The sequence below is a fragment of the Sphingomonas cannabina genome (assembly GCF_021391395.1).
GTDB classification, from domain to species: domain Bacteria; phylum Pseudomonadota; class Alphaproteobacteria; order Sphingomonadales; family Sphingomonadaceae; genus Sphingomonas; species Sphingomonas cannabina.
This window is the reverse complement of record NZ_CP090059.1, coordinates 1,807,843-1,823,262: the sequence shown is the minus strand read 5'-3', so window position 1 is coordinate 1,823,262 and position 15,420 is coordinate 1,807,843. Positions and strand designations below refer to the sequence as shown.

Genomic DNA, 15,420 nt, shown 5'->3' with positions numbered 1-15,420 from the left:
CCGGTCAATGCTGCGTTCATCGCCTATCGGGAACGATACCGCGCCTTCGGTCGTTTCACCTCCGGACCGATTTCATCACTCATGGAGCGTCTATCATGCGCAAGATCACCGCTGCCCTCGCTCTCGCCGCCACGCTGGCGTTGGGCGCGTGCAACACCGTCGAAGGCGTCGGCCGGGACGTCTCGTCCGCCGGTAACACGGTCGCCAAGACCGCCAACGACGCTAAGTAATTATATGGAAGGGGCCGCGCCGAGTGCGCGGCCCCTTTTTCAGGCCTCGGTAGCCTCGGTGGTTTCGGCCCGCTTGGCCTCGCGGCTTCGCTGGCGCTCGGTGAACCAGATGCCGATCAGCGCGAGCTCGTAGAGCAGCACAAGGGGAATCGCGAGCAGGAGCTGCGAGCCGATGTCCGGCGGCGTCAGCACCGCCGCCAGGCCGAACGCCGCGACGATCGCGTAACGGCGCGCACTCACCAGCTGCTTGCGCGTGACGATGCCGGCCCGCTCGAGCAGCATCAGTACGACGGGCAGCAGGAAGGCGAGCCCGAACGCGAACAGGAACTGCATCACGAACGACAGATAATTGCCGACCGACGGCAGCGCTTCCTGCTGCACGCCGCCGAGATCGCCCTGGTAGCTCAGCAGGAAATGCAGCGCGATCGGGATCGCCATGTAATAGGCGAGCGCCGCGCCGGCGATGAACAGCACCGGGGTCGCGATCAGGAACGGCAGCAGCGCGCGCTTCTCGTTGCGGTAGAGGCCGGGAGCGACGAACTGCCAGAGCTGATTGGCGATCACCGGGAACGAGATCATCATCGCCGCGAAGAAGGCGACCTTCACCTGGACGAAGAACGCCTCGAAGATCTGGGTGAAGATCACCTTGTTCTGGCCTGCGTGCACAAGCGGCTGGACCAGGAAGGCGAAGATCTCACGCGCGAAGTAGAAGCAGGCGCCGAAGCATACCACCAGCGCGACCACGCAGTAGAGCAGGCGCCGGCGCAGCTCGATCAGGTGCTCCAGCAGGGGAGCCTGGGTGTCGTCGATGTCCTTCACGGCAGGGTCTTGTGCGGCTCGCCGAGCGGCAGTTCGGGGGCCTCGGGCGAAGGCTCGGTCGTGATCTCCGGCTTCGGCGTCAGCATCGGCTCGGTCGTCTCATCGGCGGGCGTCGCTTCCGGCTCGACAGGCGCCGGCAGCGCGGGAGTCGTCGAATCGAGCGGATGCTCGCGCATGATCCGCGCGTTCTCCTCCGCCCATTTCTTCTCCATCTCGGCGAGCTCGGCCTCGCGCACCATCGCGTCGAAACCGCTGCGGAACTGGCGGGCGACGCCGCGCGCGCGGCCGACCCAATAGCCGGCGAAGCGCATCGCCTTCGGCAGGTCCTTGGGACCGATGACGAGCAGCGCGACGATCGCGACGAGCAGGAATTCGGAAGGCGCGATGTCGAACATTCAACCGTCCGCGGCGCGCCGACCGGGGCCGGCGCGCTCCAGGCCTAAGAGGGAAAGGTCAGCGCTCCTCGCGGACGCGCTCGGATTCGGAGCGGTACGACGGCTCCGGAGCAGCGCGCTGCCCCTCGATCCGCGTCGGCTCATCTTCCTCCGCCATGCCCTTCTTGAAGTTCTTGATGCCCTTGGCAACGTCACCCATCATGTTCGAGAAGCGACCGCCGCCCAATATGAGGATCGCGACCACGCCGAACACCAGCCAGTGCATCAGGCTGAAACCACCCATCGAAAAATCTCCTTGTGCCGGACCCTATCTAGTCATCCTCGGCGTCCTTTTCCACGGCATTCTCAAGGGCTAGATCAATCGGGTCGAGCAGGCCGGCCGCCTTGAGGTCGTCGATGCCCGGCAGATCGCGGCGGCTGGCGAGGCCGAAGTGGCTCAAAAAGGCCGATGTCGTCGCATAGGTGAGCGGCCGCCCGGGTACCTCGCGGCGGCCGGCGGGGCGCACCCAGCCCGCCTCCATCAGCACGTCGAGCGTGCCCTTGGCGGTCTGTACGCCGCGAATCGCCTCGATCTCGGCGCGGCTGACCGGCTCGTGATAGGCGATGATCGCCAGCGTCTCGATGCCGGCGCGGGTGAGCTTGCGCGGCTCCTCGCGGTCGCGCCGGAGGAGATGGGCGAGATCGGCCGCGGTCTGGAAGTGCCAGCGCCCGCCGCGCTCGACCAGCTCGATGCCGCGGCCGGCATAGGCCCCGGCAAGCGTGTCGAGCGCGCTCGGCACGTCGGCCTCGGCTCCCAGATACAGGCGGATCTCGGCGACGGTCAGTGGCGATTCCGAGGCGAACAGCACCGCCTCGACCGCGCGGACGAGATCGTCGGGCGGGGTCATGCCGGCGCCCTCAAGTAGAGCGGTGCGAACGGGGATTTCTGGCGGAGCTCCACCCTACCCTGTCGCGCCAGCTCCAGCGCGGCGACGAAGCTCGAGGCGAGCGCCGACTTGCGGTAGCTGCCCTCCGCCTCCTCGGGCAGGAAGGTCTCGATCGTCGCCCAGTCGATGGCGGTGCCGATCAGGGTCGAGACGCGCTCGATCGCCTCCTCCAGCGTCATTACGTCGCGTGCTGCGACGACGTGCATCACCGGGCGGGTGCGCGCGCTGACCCGGCCGTAGGCGGCGATCAGGTCGTAGATCTCAACTTCCCAGCGCGCCTTGCGGACGGTGCGCAGCCCCTCCGGCGCCCCACGCAGGAACACGTCGCGACCGAGTCGGTCGCGGGCGAGCAGCCGGCCTCCCGCCTCGCGCATCGCGTTCAGCCGTTCGAGGCGGAGCTGGAGGCGCAGCGCCAGCTCCTCGGGGCTGGGCACCTCCTCGGGATCGCGGGGCAGCAGCAGTGCCGACTTGAGGTAGGCCAGCCACGCCGCCATCACCAGGTAATCGGCGGCGATCTCCAGCTTGAGGTCGCGGGCGGCCTCGATGAAGGCGAGATATTGCTCGACGAGCTGGAGGATCGAGATCGCCTTGAGGTCGACCTTCTGGTTGCGGGCGAGCGCCAGCAGCAGGTCGAGCGGACCTTCCCAGCCGTCGAGGTCGAGCGTCAGCGTGTCGGGGTCGCTCATCCGGTGCAGTAAAGCAGGTCAGGCGAGCGCCAGCAATTCGTCGCGCTTCGCGATCAGCTCGCCGAAGTCGCCGTCGGGCCGCGATACGCTGGCCATGGCGCGGTCGAGGCGGGCGCGGCTCTCGGGGGCGATGTCGCCGAGGCGGTCGGCGATGTCGACCATCTCATCCATGCGGCCCCAGCAGTCGAGGACGATGTCGCAGCCCGCCGCGATCGCCGCCGCTGCCTTCTCGCCGGCGGTGCCGGACAGCGCCTTCATGTCGATGTCGTCGGTCATCAGCAGGCCGTCGAAGCCGATGCGGCCGCGGATGACGTCATGGATCACCGTCGGCGAGAGGGTGGCGGGGTGGTCCGGGTCCCAGGCCTTGAACACGACGTGACAGGTCATGCCCATCGGCGCCGACACGGCGAGCGTGCGGAACGGGCGGATGTCCTCCTCCAGCGCTGTGTCGTCGGCGTTGACCACCGGCAGCTCGTGATGGCTGTCGACCACCGCGCGGCCATGGCCGGGCATGTGCTTGATCACGCCGACCACGCCGGCACGCGCCAGCCCCTCCAGCGTCGCGCGGCCGAGCGCGGCGACCTGCATCGCATCGCCGCCGAAGGCCCGGTCGCCGATCGCCGCCGTCGTCTCCGGGAAGCGGCGGTCGAGCAGCGGCGTGCAGTCGACGGTGATGCCGACCTCGGCCAGCATCAGGCCGAGCGCATGGGCGTTCGACCGCACCGCCTCGATCGCGGACATCGGCGCGGTGTCGTAGAGCGCGTCGAAAGCGGCGGCGGCGGGGAATGCGGGCCATTCGGGCGGCCCCATCCGGGCGACGCGGCCGCCCTCCTGGTCGATCAGAATGGGAAGATCGTCGCGGCCGGCGAGGCTGCGCAGCTCGTCGGTGAGCGCGCGGACCTGGGCGCGGTCGACGGTGTTGCGCTTGAACAGGATATAGCCGGCGGGCTCGGCGGCGGCGAAGAAGGCGCGCTCGTCGGCAGTGAGCGACGGGCCGGACAGGCCGTAGATGACGGGCTTCATGCCGTTTCCCTAGCCGCTCGCGGCGGGCTTGTCGAAGGTCGTCGGGCAGGCGCGAAAAGTGGCGGAAAACCGTCGAAGGTCACGAAAGTCATAGGTAGAAACGGCTCCGTCCGGACGAGGTTTCCGGTGCCGGGAACTCCAACAAATGTTGACTAAGTTGACTCAGGTCACGTGTTTGCGAGCCGGTCCGTCTTGACGCTGCGCGGATGCGACGGGATCGCGGCGGCGACGCGCCAGGGACGCGACAGCAACGCGACACAGGCGCGACAGCGACGCGACAGCGACGCGACACCAACGCGACGCGGATGCGACACCGAGGCGACTGCGGCGCGACATGGGCAAAATCGACGAGGTCAAAGAGCGGACCGGCACTCGCGCGGATCGGGCCGGGCGAGCCGAGCAGGCGAAATCCTACATTGCAAGCGCGACTAGGCTATTCGTCCGAGAGCGGATCGACGCTCAGCAATTTAGCCCCTCCCCTTCAGGGGAGGGGTTGGGGTGGGGGCTATCCACGAGCCGGACCGCCTGCCGCACTTCCCCACCCCCAACCCCTCCCCTGAAGGGGAGGGGCTTAGGACTTTGCACCGCGACGTGCGTCGATGTTGGCCCACCCCTAATTCGGAACGAAGCACGCCTCCCCGGCGACCTTCAGCTTCCCGCAGAGCGCCGTCGCCGCGCCCGCGCTGCCGGCGTTGACGCGGAGGCGGTAGACGGTGCGGTCGTTGACCTCCGCCTTCTCGACCGACTTGCCGAGCGGGGCGAGGTAGGTGATGCGCTTCGAGAGCTGGGTCCAGGCAGCGTTGGCCGCGGCCTCGCTCGGGAAGGAGCCGAGCTGGACCAGCGAACCATGCCCGCCGCCGTCGTTCGGGCGCAGTGCCGGCACCGTGGGGGTCCTGGCGGTGAGCGTGCCGCCAGATGGCGGAACCGCCGCTACCACCGTGGCCGTGCCCTTCGTGCTCGGGCCCTGCGCGGTCGCGGTCCGGCCGGCGACCGGCGTCTCGGGCACCGCGCCGGTATCGATCGCGCCGTTGGCGGCGCTGCCTTCGGAGGTGGCGAACACGGTGTCGCCCTCTCCGTCCGCCTTCATGCCGCCGGGCTGATCGGGCTTGACCTTATAGTCGCCCGGCGGCGCCTTGATCAGCTCGCCGGTGCCGCCGGTGGTGCGATGGTTGCGCCACCAATTGTAGCCGTAGATCGCGACCGCGATCAGCATCAGGCCGAGGATGATCGCTGCGATCACGCGCGAGATGGAGGGGCCTTCGCGATAGTCCTCCTCGGCCGATTCCAACCAGGGAAGCCGGTCTTCCTCGCGATAGCCTTCCCCCTCGCCCTCCGCGGTGGTCATCCGCCCATCTCCTCGACGGCCTCCACTCCCATGATCGCCAGGCCGTTGCGGATAATCTGCCCGATCGCATCGGCCAAGGAAAGCCGCGCGGCGGAGAGCGCTGTATCATCCGGAAGCAGGAAGCGGCGCGACGGATCGTCGTTGCCCATATTCCACAGCGCGTGAAACTCTGCCGCCAAGTCATAGAGATAAAAGGCGATCCTGTGCGGCTCGCGCGCCGCCGCCGCTGCCTCCACCACGCGCGGGAACTGGGCGGCGAGCTTCACCAGGCCGAGCTCGGTCGTATCAAGACGGGACAGGTCGGCGGGCGGCAGCACCAGCCCCGCCTCGGCCGCACGCCGGTGGAGCGAGTGGACGCGGGCGTGGGCGTACTGGACGTAGAAGACGGGATTGTCCTTCGACGCCTCGACCACCTTGGCGAAGTCGAAGTCCATCTGGGCATCGGCCTTGCGCGTCAGCATGGTGAAGCGGACCACGTCCTTGCCGACCTCACGCACGACATCGGCAAGCGTGACGAAGTTGCCGGCCCGCTTGGACATCTTGACCGGCTCGCCGGCGCGGAGCAGGCGGACCATCTGGACGAGCTTGACGTCGAACCGGGTCTTGCCGCCGGTCAGCGCCTGCACCGCCGCGACGATGCGCTTGACCGTGCCGGCATGGTCGGCGCCCCAGATGTCGATCAGCTGGTCCGCCTCCTGCGCCTTCTGCCAGTGATAGGCCACGTCGGCGCCGAAATAGGTCCAGCTGCCGTTGGATTTCCTGATCGGCCGGTCCTGGTCGTCGCCGAAGCGGGTCGAGCGGAACAGGGGCAGCTCTACCGGCTCCCAATCCTCGGGCGTCTCGCCCTTCGGCGCCTCGAGCATCCCGTCGTAGACGAGGTCGTGCTCGCGCAGCCACGCCTCGGCCGCCTCGGGCTTCTTCTCGGCCTGGAGCTCGGCCTCGGAGGCGAAGCGATTGTGGTGGATGCCGAGCAGCGCGAGGTCGGCCTTGATCAGCGCCATCATCGCCGCGACCGCGCGCTGGCGGAAGGGGACGAGCCATTCGCTCTCGGGCTTGCCGACGTAGCGGTCGCCGAACTCGGCGGCGAGCGCCCGGCCGACCGGGACCAGATAGTCGCCCGGATAGAGCCCCTCCGGAATCTCGCCGATGTCCTCGCCGAGCGCCTCGCGGTAGCGCAGGTGCGCCGAGCGGGCGAGCACGTCGACCTGGCCGCCGGCATCGTTGACGTAATATTCGCGGATCACCTTGTGCCCGACGGCCTCGAGCAGGCTGGCGAGCGCATCGCCCACCACCGCGCCGCGGCAATGGCCCATGTGCATCGGGCCGGTCGGGTTGGCCGAGACATATTCGACGTTGACGGTGATCCCCTCGCCCACCCGCGAACGGCCATAGTCGGCGCCGTCGGCGTGGATCGCCTCCAGCTCGCCGCGCCAGGTGGCGTCGTCGAGCGTCAGGTTGATGAAGCCCGGGCCGGCGACCGAGACGCCGGAGACGCCCGGCACCTTGGCGAGCTCGGCCGACAGCGCCTCGGCCAGCGCACGCGGATTGGTGCCGGCGGGCTTGGCCAGCACCATCGCGGCGTTGGTAGCGAGGTCGCCGTGCGAGGTGTCCCGCGGCGGCTCGACGGTGACCGCGCGTCGCTCCAGCCCAGCCGGCAGCACGCCCGACACGGTGAGCGCGTCGAGGGCGGCATCGAGATGGGCGGCGAAACGGGCGTAGAGGGTCATCGCTGGATCCAATGGATAGGGAAGTGGCGCCGCTTAGCGGCTTCAGGGCCCGAGGTCACGCGGCGGTGATGGTAGCGAGGTAGTTTGAGCCTCGCTTCCCTTTTCCGATGGATGCCTCCTTGGCCCCGTCACCGATTGCATATGGTGCAACTGCAATCGCAACCAATGCTTTTGACGAAACTTTGTGCGCCGCAATATAAATTGTGCATCGCAACAGACACGCTGCGGAGAGGGTGCTGACGGCCTGCGTTTTCCAACGGGAGGTTACGTCATGACCAAGTTCTTCAAGATCGCCCTCGCCACCACCCTTGCCCTCGGCGCCACCAGCGCCTTCGCGGGCGAGCCGGCCAACAGCTTCCGCCTCGAGGGTCGCACCTACACCTACAACACCGAGACCGACGCTGCCGGCAACACCGTGCTCGTCGGCCATGCCCAGCCCGGCGGCGAGTTCCGCCTGGTCGTGAAGGGCGGCCGCGTCAGCGGCGACGTCGCCGGCCAGCCGGTCGCCTTCAGCGTTGCCGAGAGCCGCGGCGCCGCCCGCCGGGCGCAGTTCGCGGCTGCCGGCTCGACCGGTTTCGAGACCGCCGCGCGCGACTGATCCCACAGGTTGTATGCGTGGAGAAGGGCGCGGCTGTCATGGCCGCGCCCTTTTTCTTGCTCGGATATCCGTCATCCCGGCGAAAGCCGGGATCTCAGGCCGTATCGCGTCGCCGCATGAGATCCCGGCTTCCGCCGGGATGACGACGAGTTCAATGCGCCTCAAACCCGCGCCAGCCCCTCGACCGGCTTCACCGGCCCGACGGTCGGGAACAGCGCCTTCGCCATCCGGGCGGGTTCGATGCCGAAATGCTCGGCCGCGGCGCCGGCGATGAAGGCGTCGAGGCTGGTGGTAGGCTTGAGGTCGCGGCCTTCGTAGAGGTCGGCCTGGGTGAGGCCGGGCCAGTCGGCGATCACGCGCCCGCCCTTCACCGCGCCGCCGAACAGCATCGCCGCCGACGCCGTGCCGTGATCGGTGCCGCCGGTGCCGTTGACCGCCACCGTGCGGCCGAACTCGGTCGCGACCAGCACCATCGTGTCGGACCACAGCGGGCCCATCCCCGCCTTGAGCGCGCCTATCATCGCGTCGAGGCCCTTCAGCTGCGCCGCCAGGCGGCCGCGCTGGCCGGCGTGGGTGTCCCAGCCGCCGGTCTCGATCATCGCCACCCGCGCGCCGTCGGCGGGCGCGAGCAGCTTGGCGGCGAGCGTGCCGGTCGCGGCGGCGTTCTGGCCGTTGTTGGCGGCGAGGTCGCCGGTGAGCTGGCGCGTCGCGACCGCCTGTTCCCACAGCTCGTGGAGCTGCGGGTCGCTGGCGTAGAGCGTGGTCACGCGGGCGATCAGGTCGTCGGAGGCATCGGGCAGCGCCGAGGGGGCATAGGAGGCGACGTCGACCTTGCCGCGCAGGGCCATCGGCACCGTCGCGGCGATCGCCATGCCGCGCTTCTCGGGCTCGGGCAGCACGCCGAGCAGGCGGTTGAGCCAGCCGTCCTTGACCGAGTAGGCGCTGGTCCCGCCGGTCTCGAGCACGTTCTGGCCGTCGAAATGCGAGCGGTCGCGATAGGGCGAGGCGACCGCGTGGGCGAACAGCGCCTCGCCGCCCTTGTAGAGCCCGGCCACGCCGGCGAGCGCGGGATGCAGCGTGAACATGCCGTCGAGCTTGGCGCCGGTCGCGAAATCCTCGGCCAGGGGGCCGCGCGCGGGGGCGAAGGCGGGATCGCCGACCGGCGCCAGCGTGCCGAGCCCGTCGGCGGCGCCGCGCTGGATGATGAAGACGAAGCGGCGGTCGGTCGGCGCCGCGGCGAAGGCGATGCGCGGCGCCAGCGCCGACAGCGCAGCGGCGGAGCCCCAGGAGACGAAACGGCGGCGGGTGACGATCATCTGGGCTATCTCCGCATGAACTCGGGGGCGACGAGCATCAGCGCCACGGCCTGCTGGGGGCTTTCGGCGCGGGCGATCGCCTGACGGGTGGCGGGGGTGAGCGTGCCGGGGAAGAGCTGCTCGGCGCGTTCGCGGGCGTCGATCACCTGGCCGGCGCGCGCGGCGAAGCGCTGGGCCGCCTCGACGCGGCGCATGATCGCGTCCGGGCCGGCCCAGCTGCCGGCGATGTCGTCCCAGCCGGAGGGCTGGCCCGGCTTCCACACCGGCTGGCCGAGCTGCTGCTGGAGTCCGAATATCTGTTGCGCGCCGATCTGCTGCATCCCCAGCGCGCGCATCATCGAGATCGACCATTCCCACGGCGTCTTGAACTTGGCGGGCTGCGGCGCCCAGGCCTCGGGCGAGTCGATCAGCGCGCGATAGACGGTGGGCAGGTCTCCGTCCGACTTCAGAAAGGCCCCCTCGCATCGCTTGACGACGGCCGGCGGCGGATCGTCGGCGACGAAATGGCGGACGAGCTTGGTGGCGACATGCTTCGCGGTCGCCGGATGGACAGCGAGGTCGTCGAGCACCGCCGCGGCTTGCGCTTCGCCCTGCTGCGGGTAGCTCTTGCCCATGATCGTGCGCACGCCCGGCTCGTGCAGCTGCGGCACGAACACGAAGTCGCCGGGATTGCCGGCATTGCGGGCACCACCGCCGCCGCCACGGCCGAGCCCAGCCGTCGTCCAGCCGGTCATCGCCCGGGCGAATTCGGTGACGTCGGCCTGGGTGTACCCGGTGCGCACGCCCAGCGTGTGGAGCTCCATGATCTCGCGCGCGAGATTCTCGTTGAGGCCGGGCCGGCGCTTCGGATTGCGCTGGGCGGCGCGCGCGCCGAACGGGGAGTCGGGGCCGATCGACTGTGCCTGATCGAGATAGATCAGCATCGCCGGATGGCGCTCCACGGCGTAGAGCATGTCGCGGAAGCTGCCGAGGACATGCGGGCGGATCGCCTCGAACTCGAACGGGCCGGCGAGGCCGATCACCTCAAGCTTGTCGGCGGAGACGGCGAAGTGGTTCGCCCAGAAATGCACCAGCCGTTCGACCATCGGCGCGGACGTGGCGAGCGCGGCATTGGCGCGCAGGCCGGCCGAATCGATATAGACCTGCCGGTTCTGCCGCTGGGCGAGGCGGCGCGCCTCCATCACGGGGTCCAGCGGCGCACCAGTCGGCGCTGAAGGTTTCTGCCCCGTCATCGCAGGCTGCATCGGCGGCGACGCCGTCATGGCCGGCGGCGTGCCCCCGGCGGCCGGCATCATTGCTCCGGGCGGCGCCTTGCGATCGGCGCGATTCTGGCGTTGCGCATCGAAATAGGCGGCGAGCTCGGACGAGACCGCGGCGGTGGTCTGCGCCTCCGCCAGCGCGGGCGGGCGCGGGTCGTATCGGTCGAACTGCGCGAGCAGATAGGCCTTGGGATCGTCGGGCACGCCGTCGTCGGGCTGCGCACCGAGACCGAACCGATTGAGCGCGATGGCGGCGACGGTCATGATCGTCCTCTTCGGGTCATGCGAAGATGCTACCCGCGACCTGTCGCAGGAATTTACCGGCTCATCGGTTCGTCGCTCAAATCGGGCGGTTCGCGTCAGAACGCGTCGGACAGCGCCGGCTTGCGGCCGGTGATCGCCTCATAATGGCGAGCGGCGTAGCGGTCGGTCATGCCGGCGATGAAGTCGGCGATGTGGCGGCTGCGGCCGGGCTCGTCCTCCGGCAGGCGTGCGCGCCACTCCTCGGGCAGATGGAGCGGGTCCTCGCGATAGGCGGCGAACAGGCCGGCGACGATCTCGCGCGCGACGCCAGCCGCGGTGAGCTGGCTCGGGTGGTGGTAGAGATTGGCGTACATGAAGCGCTTGAGCGCGCGCTCCTCGTCGCGCATCGCCGCGGAGAAGCGGACGAGCGGCTCGCCGGCCGCGCGGACGTCGTCGACGCTGGCGACCCCTTTGCCGGTCACCGCGGCGCGGGTCTCGGTGATGAGATCGTTGACCATTGTGCCGATCTGCGAGCGGACCAGCTCGCGCACCAGCTTGTCGGGCGGCACGTCGGGGTGGCGGGCGCGTACCGCGTCCCAGCCGCGCGCGACCATCGGCACCTCAAGGAGCTGGTCGAGCGTCAGCAGGCCGGCGCGGAGGCCGTCGTCGATGTCGTGGTTGTCATAGGCGATGTCGTCGGCGATCGCCGCGACCTGTGCTTCCAGCGACGGCCAGCTATGGAGGTCGAGAGGAAAGGCGGCGTCCGCCTCGGCCAGCGCCCAGCCCGGCTCCCAGATGGGGCCGTTGTGCTTGGCGAGGCCCTCCAGCGTGTCCCAGGTGAGATTGAGGCCGCTCCAGCGCGGATAGGGCGAGTCGAGGTGGGTGACGACACGCAGGGTGTGGCCGTTGTGGTCGAAGCCGCCCTGCCCCGCCAGCGCCGTCTCCAGCGCATCCTCGCCGGCATGGCCGAACGGCGGATGGCCGATATCGTGGGCCAGGCAGAGCGCCTCGGTCAGGTCCTCGTTGAGGCCGAGCGCGCGGGCGATGGTGCGGCCGATCTGCGCGACTTCCAGGCTGTGCGTCAGGCGGACGCGGAAATGGTCGCCGTCGGGCGCCATGAACACCTGGGTCTTGTGGCGGAGGCGGCGGAAGCTGATCGAGTGGATCACCCGGTCGCGGTCGCGCTGGAAGGCGTCGCGCGGGCCGCGCTCGGGATCGCCGGGCTCAGGATGGAGCCGCCCGCGCGTCCGCGCGGGGTCCGCCGCCCAGGGCGCGAGCGCGCTCATTTCACGCCGAGCTTGTCGATCTTCTGCCCGGCCGGGCTCTGCCAGATGAAGGCGGAGGAGCCGTCCTTGGCGAGCTGGTTGACGAAGGCCATGGCCTCCCCTTGCGTCTTGAACGGGCCGGCGAGCAAGCGGTTTGTCGCGCGCAGCGGCGTGGTCCAGGCGGTCTTGCCGCGGAAGGCGGCGGGCGACTTGGCAGCGAGGCGCTTCCAGTCCTTGCCGAGATCGGCGGCGTTGGCCCCGCCCGCGACCTGGACCCAGATACGCGCGGGTTCGGTCTTGGTCGGATCGGGCTTCTTCGGGTCTGGCTTTTTCGGGTCGGGTTTCTTCGGGTCCGGCTTCTTTGGGTCTGGTTTCTTCGGTTCGGGCTTGCTTGCCGTCGCGGCAGGAGCGGGATCGGGCTGCTTCGGCTCCGCCTTCCTCACGGTGACCGGCCGTGGGGTCGGTGGAGGCGACGCCGGACGCTCGAGTTCCGAGGCCGGAATGCTGATCCTCGCGATGATCGCGGCGAGCACCGACTGGCCGGAACTTGGAGGCGGCGCTGCGGGTGCCGGAGTCGGCGCTTGTGTCGTGGTGTAGGGAGCGGACGCCACCGCAGTCGGCGCCGGTGTCGCGGCAGACGAAGCAGGTGTCACCGCAGTCGGCGGCGGTGTCGGGGTTGGCGTGGGCGTTGGAGTCGCGGCAGGTGTCGGAGTCGGCACCGGCGCAGAGCGGGGCGGCGTGGCATCCGCGGTCATCGCCCAGCCCTGCGCTGGCGTCTCTCGCCTCGGCGCATCGATGACCGTCGGCCTACGCGGCGCGGCACTGGCAAGCTGCGTCGGCGCCGCGGCCGGCGTGGGTGTCGGCGTCGGAGTTGGAGTGGGTGTGGAAGTCCGTGGCGGGACGCGTCCCTGCGATGCGCGGCTGTGCGGCTCGGGGCGCGGGCGTTCCGCCATTGCGGTCGCCGTCCTCGCGGGAGAAGCGGCCTCCCCGGGCAGCGGCGCCAGCGGTGGCGCCAGCCGGGCGTCGGCGGTGCGCGCGGGCGTCGGCGTGGGCTCGCCGAAATGGACGGCGAAGGCGCGGTCGGCCGGTGCCAGCGCGGCCAGGCGGCGGAAGAACGGCGCCATCGCCGCGCCGTTCACCATCATGCTGGTAGCGATCCGCTCAGCGCCGGGCAGGTCGCCGGTCATCGCCAGGATGAAGGCACGATCGCGCCACGCGGCACGATCGCTGCGCCTCAACAGCGGGTCGAGCAGCTGCATCGCCTCGTCGCGCTTGCCCGAGATGCCTAGCGACAGCGCGAGCCGCCGCACCGTCTCGTCGTCGCGGTTGGTCTCGAGTGCGCGACGATAGTCGCGCTGGGCGTAGCCGGACTGGCCGATCAGGTCGTAGGCAAGGCCGCGCTGGGCCAGATAGCCGGTCATCGAGGCGCCGGCACGTTCGGCCCGGTCGTAGTAGCTGAGCGCTTCACCCGGGCGCTCGAGCAGCACCAACGCTCCGGCCTTGCCGGCGAGCAGGCGCGCATTGCCGGGCGAGACGTCCTCCGCCCGGTCGAAGAAGCGCATCGCCGCCTGCGGATCGCCGAGCTTCACGCTGAGATCGCCCGCAGTGATAAGCGCGTTGAGGTCGCGCGGATTGGAGGCGAGCACGCGCATCTGCGCGGCGAGCGCGTCGGCATTGGGCGTGGGCGGAGGCACGACCTCCTGCGCCGGCAGCATCGCTGGCAATAGCGTCAGCGCTGCGGCGGAGAGACCGGCCCGGAGGACCGTCGAAAGCTTCATGACCGACGCCGGATCAAGCCGACGCCAGGTGAACGGCCGCTGACCATGCACCCCCACCTCGCCCAGCCGAGCCGGCGCGGCGACGAACCGGGCCGGCTGGAGTCCGTCCTGTCAGATTGAAACGGCGTCCGTGCTCCTGCGAAGGCAGGAGCCCTGGATTATGTGCCGTCACGCTCGCGGCCTGGGCTCCTGCTTCCGCAGGAGCACGATTCAATCTCACCCCGGACAGACTCCAGGCTTTTTCTTTTGATTACTGGTTGTTCTGGCGATGGAGGAAGCGCGGGATGTCGGGCTGAGTCCGATCGTCCGCAGCATCGTCGGCCCGGCCGCGGCCCGACATGCGCTCGAACAGCGTACCGCCCGAGCGCGGCTTGGCGGCCTCGGCGGCAGGCGCCTCGGGTTCCTCGGTGACACCGGTCAGCCAGCGGCGGCGGATCGTCGGCTCGGGCGCCGGCGGCGGCGTGTCGCGGGCGATCGACGGCTGCGGCTGCTCCTCCGGTGCGACCTGCGACTCGGCGCCGAGCACCAGCTCGTCCTCCTCGGGCTCGTCGGCAGGCGCGGCGAACTCCTGGGTGAGGTCGAGCGCGTCCGGCTCCTCGGCTTCCGCCGCTTCCGCCACCACCGGCGGTTCCAGCTCCGGCACGGGCGCGGCAGCGACCGGCTCGGACGGGGCGGCCGGCGCCACCGGCTCCGGACGGCGCGGCGTGTTGAACGAGAAGACGCGCGGCTGCTCGGCCGCCGCGGCGGCCGCCTGCTGCGCCTGGGCGTTGACATCGATGCCGGTGGCGACCACCGACACGCGGATCTTGCCCTCGAGCTCGGGATTGAACGCCGAGCCCCAGATGATGTTGGCGTCGGGATCGACCAGTTCGCGGATGTGGTTCGCGGCCTCGTCGACCTCGAGCAGGCGCATGTCCTCGCCGCCGGTGATCGACACGATCACGCCCTTGGCGCCGCGCATCGACACGCCGTCGAGCAGCGGGTTGGCGATCGCCTTCTGCGCCGCCTCGATCGCGCGGCTGTCGCCGCCGGCCTCGCCGGTGCCCATCATCGCCTTGCCCATCTCCTGCATCACCGAGCGGACGTCGGCGAAGTCGAGATTGATGAGGCCGGGCATCACCATCAAGTCGGTGATGCCGCGCACGCCCTGCTGCAGCACCTCGTCGGCGAGCTCGAAGGCTTCCTTGAAGGTGGTGTTGGCGTTGGCGATCAGGAACAGATTCTGGTTGGGGATGACGATCAGCGTATCGACATACTTCTGAAGCTCCTCGATCCCCGCCTCGGCGGAGGCGGCGCGGCGCTTGCCCTCGAACGCGAACGGCTTCGTCACGACGCCGACGGTCAGGATGCCCATGTCGCGCGCGGCCTTGGCGATCACCGGCGCCGCGCCCGTGCCCGTGCCGCCGCCCATGCCGGCGGCGAGGAAGCACATGTGGGCGCCCTCCAGCGACTTCGTCACCTGCTCGATCGTCTCTTCGGCGGCGGCGCGGCCGATCTCGGGCCGCGAGCCGGCGCCGAGGCCCTGGGTGATCTTCGCGCCGAGCTGGATGCGCTGCGGCGCGGCCGACTGTTTCAGCGCCTGCGCGTCGGTGTTGGCGACGAGGAACTCGACGCCCTGCACTTCGGCGCGGATCATGTTGGCGATGGCGTTGCCGCCCGCGCCGCCGACGCCGATCACGGTGATGCGCGGCGTCAGCTCGTCGACGTCGGGCGGAAGGAATTCGATACTCATCGCCTGGTCTCCCCCGGAGCCTCGAAGAACGCCGGGCCCCTCACATAATGCTCAATCTTCTGCACGATCCGCTTCCGC

The 15,420-nt window shown here is 69.9% G+C and carries 15 protein-coding genes; 2 read left to right on the top strand and 13 right to left on the bottom strand.

Annotation, left to right across the window (positions count from 1 at the left end; translation table 11 throughout):
- Nucleotides 1-95 precede the first annotated feature (95 nt).
- On the top strand, nt 96-230 hold the full coding sequence (locus tag LZK98_RS08760) for an entericidin A/B family lipoprotein (RefSeq protein WP_233786100.1): 135 nt from the start codon (nt 96-98) through the stop codon (nt 228-230).
- Between the two features lie 39 nt (nt 231-269).
- On the opposite strand, the gene tatC is transcribed toward LZK98_RS08760, so the two are convergent.
- From tatC to argS, 8 genes are all read right to left on the bottom strand, one after another.
- Nucleotides 270-1,049, bottom strand: coding sequence for a twin-arginine translocase subunit TatC (gene tatC / locus LZK98_RS08755; RefSeq protein WP_233786099.1), 780 nt, complete (start codon nt 1,047-1,049; stop codon nt 270-272).
- Nucleotides 1,046-1,444 (bottom strand): Sec-independent protein translocase protein TatB, encoded by a 399-nt coding sequence (gene tatB, locus LZK98_RS08750; RefSeq protein WP_233786097.1) that lies wholly within the window; start codon nt 1,442-1,444, stop codon nt 1,046-1,048. The genes tatC and tatB overlap by 4 nt, the downstream gene beginning before the upstream one ends.
- A 58-nt stretch (nt 1,445-1,502) precedes the next feature.
- Nucleotides 1,503-1,727, bottom strand: a complete 225-nt coding sequence (locus LZK98_RS08745; RefSeq protein WP_233786096.1) for a twin-arginine translocase TatA/TatE family subunit — start codon at nt 1,725-1,727, stop codon at nt 1,503-1,505.
- Nucleotides 1,728-1,755: 28 nt separating this feature from the next.
- Nucleotides 1,756-2,331, bottom strand: a complete 576-nt coding sequence (gene scpB / locus LZK98_RS08740; RefSeq protein WP_233786094.1) for an SMC-Scp complex subunit ScpB — start codon at nt 2,329-2,331, stop codon at nt 1,756-1,758.
- The gene (locus tag LZK98_RS08735) at nt 2,328-3,056 is read right to left on the bottom strand and encodes a segregation and condensation protein A (protein ID WP_233786092.1); all 729 of its coding nucleotides are present in this window, start codon (nt 3,054-3,056) and stop codon (nt 2,328-2,330) included. Before LZK98_RS08735 ends, scpB begins: the two co-directional genes overlap by 4 nt.
- Before the next feature lie 18 nt (nt 3,057-3,074).
- Entirely contained in the window at nt 3,075-4,079 is a 1,005-nt protein-coding gene (nagZ, locus tag LZK98_RS08730) for a beta-N-acetylhexosaminidase (protein ID WP_233786091.1), read from the bottom strand.
- Nucleotides 4,080-4,692: 613 nt separating this feature from the next.
- Entirely contained in the window at nt 4,693-5,424 is a 732-nt protein-coding gene (locus LZK98_RS08725; RefSeq protein WP_233786089.1) for an SPOR domain-containing protein, read from the bottom strand.
- The gene (argS, locus tag LZK98_RS08720) at nt 5,421-7,151 is read right to left on the bottom strand and encodes an arginine--tRNA ligase (protein ID WP_233786088.1); all 1,731 of its coding nucleotides are present in this window, start codon (nt 7,149-7,151) and stop codon (nt 5,421-5,423) included. Before argS ends, LZK98_RS08725 begins: the two co-directional genes overlap by 4 nt.
- Before the next feature lie 271 nt (nt 7,152-7,422).
- On the opposite strand from argS, the gene LZK98_RS08715 reads away from it, so the two are divergent.
- Nucleotides 7,423-7,749, top strand: a complete 327-nt coding sequence (locus LZK98_RS08715) for a hypothetical protein (RefSeq protein WP_233786087.1) — start codon at nt 7,423-7,425, stop codon at nt 7,747-7,749.
- 161 nt (nt 7,750-7,910) lie between these two features.
- Here LZK98_RS08715 and LZK98_RS08710 read toward each other — a convergent pair whose 3' ends face one another.
- The 5 genes from LZK98_RS08710 to ftsZ all read right to left on the bottom strand — a co-directional run bounded on the left by LZK98_RS08710 (nt 7,911) and on the right by ftsZ (nt 15,342).
- Complete coding sequence (locus tag LZK98_RS08710) at nt 7,911-9,065, bottom strand: DUF1501 domain-containing protein (RefSeq protein WP_233786086.1); 1,155 nt, start codon at nt 9,063-9,065, stop codon at nt 7,911-7,913.
- 5 nt (nt 9,066-9,070) lie between these two features.
- Nucleotides 9,071-10,588, bottom strand: a complete 1,518-nt coding sequence (locus LZK98_RS08705; RefSeq protein ID WP_233786085.1) for a DUF1800 domain-containing protein — start codon at nt 10,586-10,588, stop codon at nt 9,071-9,073.
- A gap of 95 nt (nt 10,589-10,683) precedes the next feature.
- Complete coding sequence (locus LZK98_RS08700) at nt 10,684-11,853, bottom strand: deoxyguanosinetriphosphate triphosphohydrolase (RefSeq protein WP_233786084.1); 1,170 nt, start codon at nt 11,851-11,853, stop codon at nt 10,684-10,686.
- Nucleotides 11,850-13,610 carry an SPOR domain-containing protein gene (locus tag LZK98_RS08695; protein WP_233786083.1) on the bottom strand — a complete coding sequence of 587 codons (1,761 nt, stop codon included), beginning with the start codon at nt 13,608-13,610 and terminating at the stop codon, nt 11,850-11,852. The genes LZK98_RS08700 and LZK98_RS08695 overlap by 4 nt, the downstream gene beginning before the upstream one ends.
- Before the next feature lie 250 nt (nt 13,611-13,860).
- Entirely contained in the window at nt 13,861-15,342 is a 1,482-nt protein-coding gene (gene ftsZ, locus LZK98_RS08690; protein WP_233786082.1) for a cell division protein FtsZ, read from the bottom strand.
- Nucleotides 15,343-15,420: the final 78 nt, after the last annotated feature.

Excerpts from the sequence above, each read along its gene's own strand:
- LZK98_RS08760 (WP_233786100.1), top strand. The coding sequence starts at position 96 with ATGCGCAAGATCACCGCTGCCCTCGCTCTCGCCGCCACGCTGGCGTTG.
- tatB (WP_233786097.1), bottom strand. The coding sequence starts at position 1,444 with ATGTTCGACATCGCGCCTTCCGAATTCCTGCTCGTCGCGATCGTCGCG.
- LZK98_RS08745 (WP_233786096.1), bottom strand. The coding sequence starts at position 1,727 with ATGGGTGGTTTCAGCCTGATGCACTGGCTGGTGTTCGGCGTGGTCGCG.
- scpB (WP_233786094.1), bottom strand. The coding sequence starts at position 2,331 with ATGACCCCGCCCGACGATCTCGTCCGCGCGGTCGAGGCGGTGCTGTTC.
- LZK98_RS08735 (WP_233786092.1), bottom strand. The coding sequence starts at position 3,056 with ATGAGCGACCCCGACACGCTGACGCTCGACCTCGACGGCTGGGAAGGT.
- nagZ (WP_233786091.1), bottom strand. The coding sequence starts at position 4,079 with ATGAAGCCCGTCATCTACGGCCTGTCCGGCCCGTCGCTCACTGCCGAC.
- LZK98_RS08725 (WP_233786089.1), bottom strand. The coding sequence starts at position 5,424 with ATGACCACCGCGGAGGGCGAGGGGGAAGGCTATCGCGAGGAAGACCGG.
- argS (WP_233786088.1), bottom strand. The coding sequence starts at position 7,151 with ATGACCCTCTACGCCCGTTTCGCCGCCCATCTCGATGCCGCCCTCGAC.
- LZK98_RS08715 (WP_233786087.1), top strand. The coding sequence starts at position 7,423 with ATGACCAAGTTCTTCAAGATCGCCCTCGCCACCACCCTTGCCCTCGGC.
- LZK98_RS08710 (WP_233786086.1), bottom strand. The coding sequence starts at position 9,065 with ATGATCGTCACCCGCCGCCGTTTCGTCTCCTGGGGCTCCGCCGCTGCG.
- LZK98_RS08705 (WP_233786085.1), bottom strand. The coding sequence starts at position 10,588 with ATGACCGTCGCCGCCATCGCGCTCAATCGGTTCGGTCTCGGTGCGCAG.
- LZK98_RS08700 (WP_233786084.1), bottom strand. The coding sequence starts at position 11,853 with ATGAGCGCGCTCGCGCCCTGGGCGGCGGACCCCGCGCGGACGCGCGGG.
- LZK98_RS08695 (WP_233786083.1), bottom strand. The coding sequence starts at position 13,610 with ATGAAGCTTTCGACGGTCCTCCGGGCCGGTCTCTCCGCCGCAGCGCTG.
- ftsZ (WP_233786082.1), bottom strand. The coding sequence starts at position 15,342 with ATGAGTATCGAATTCCTTCCGCCCGACGTCGACGAGCTGACGCCGCGC.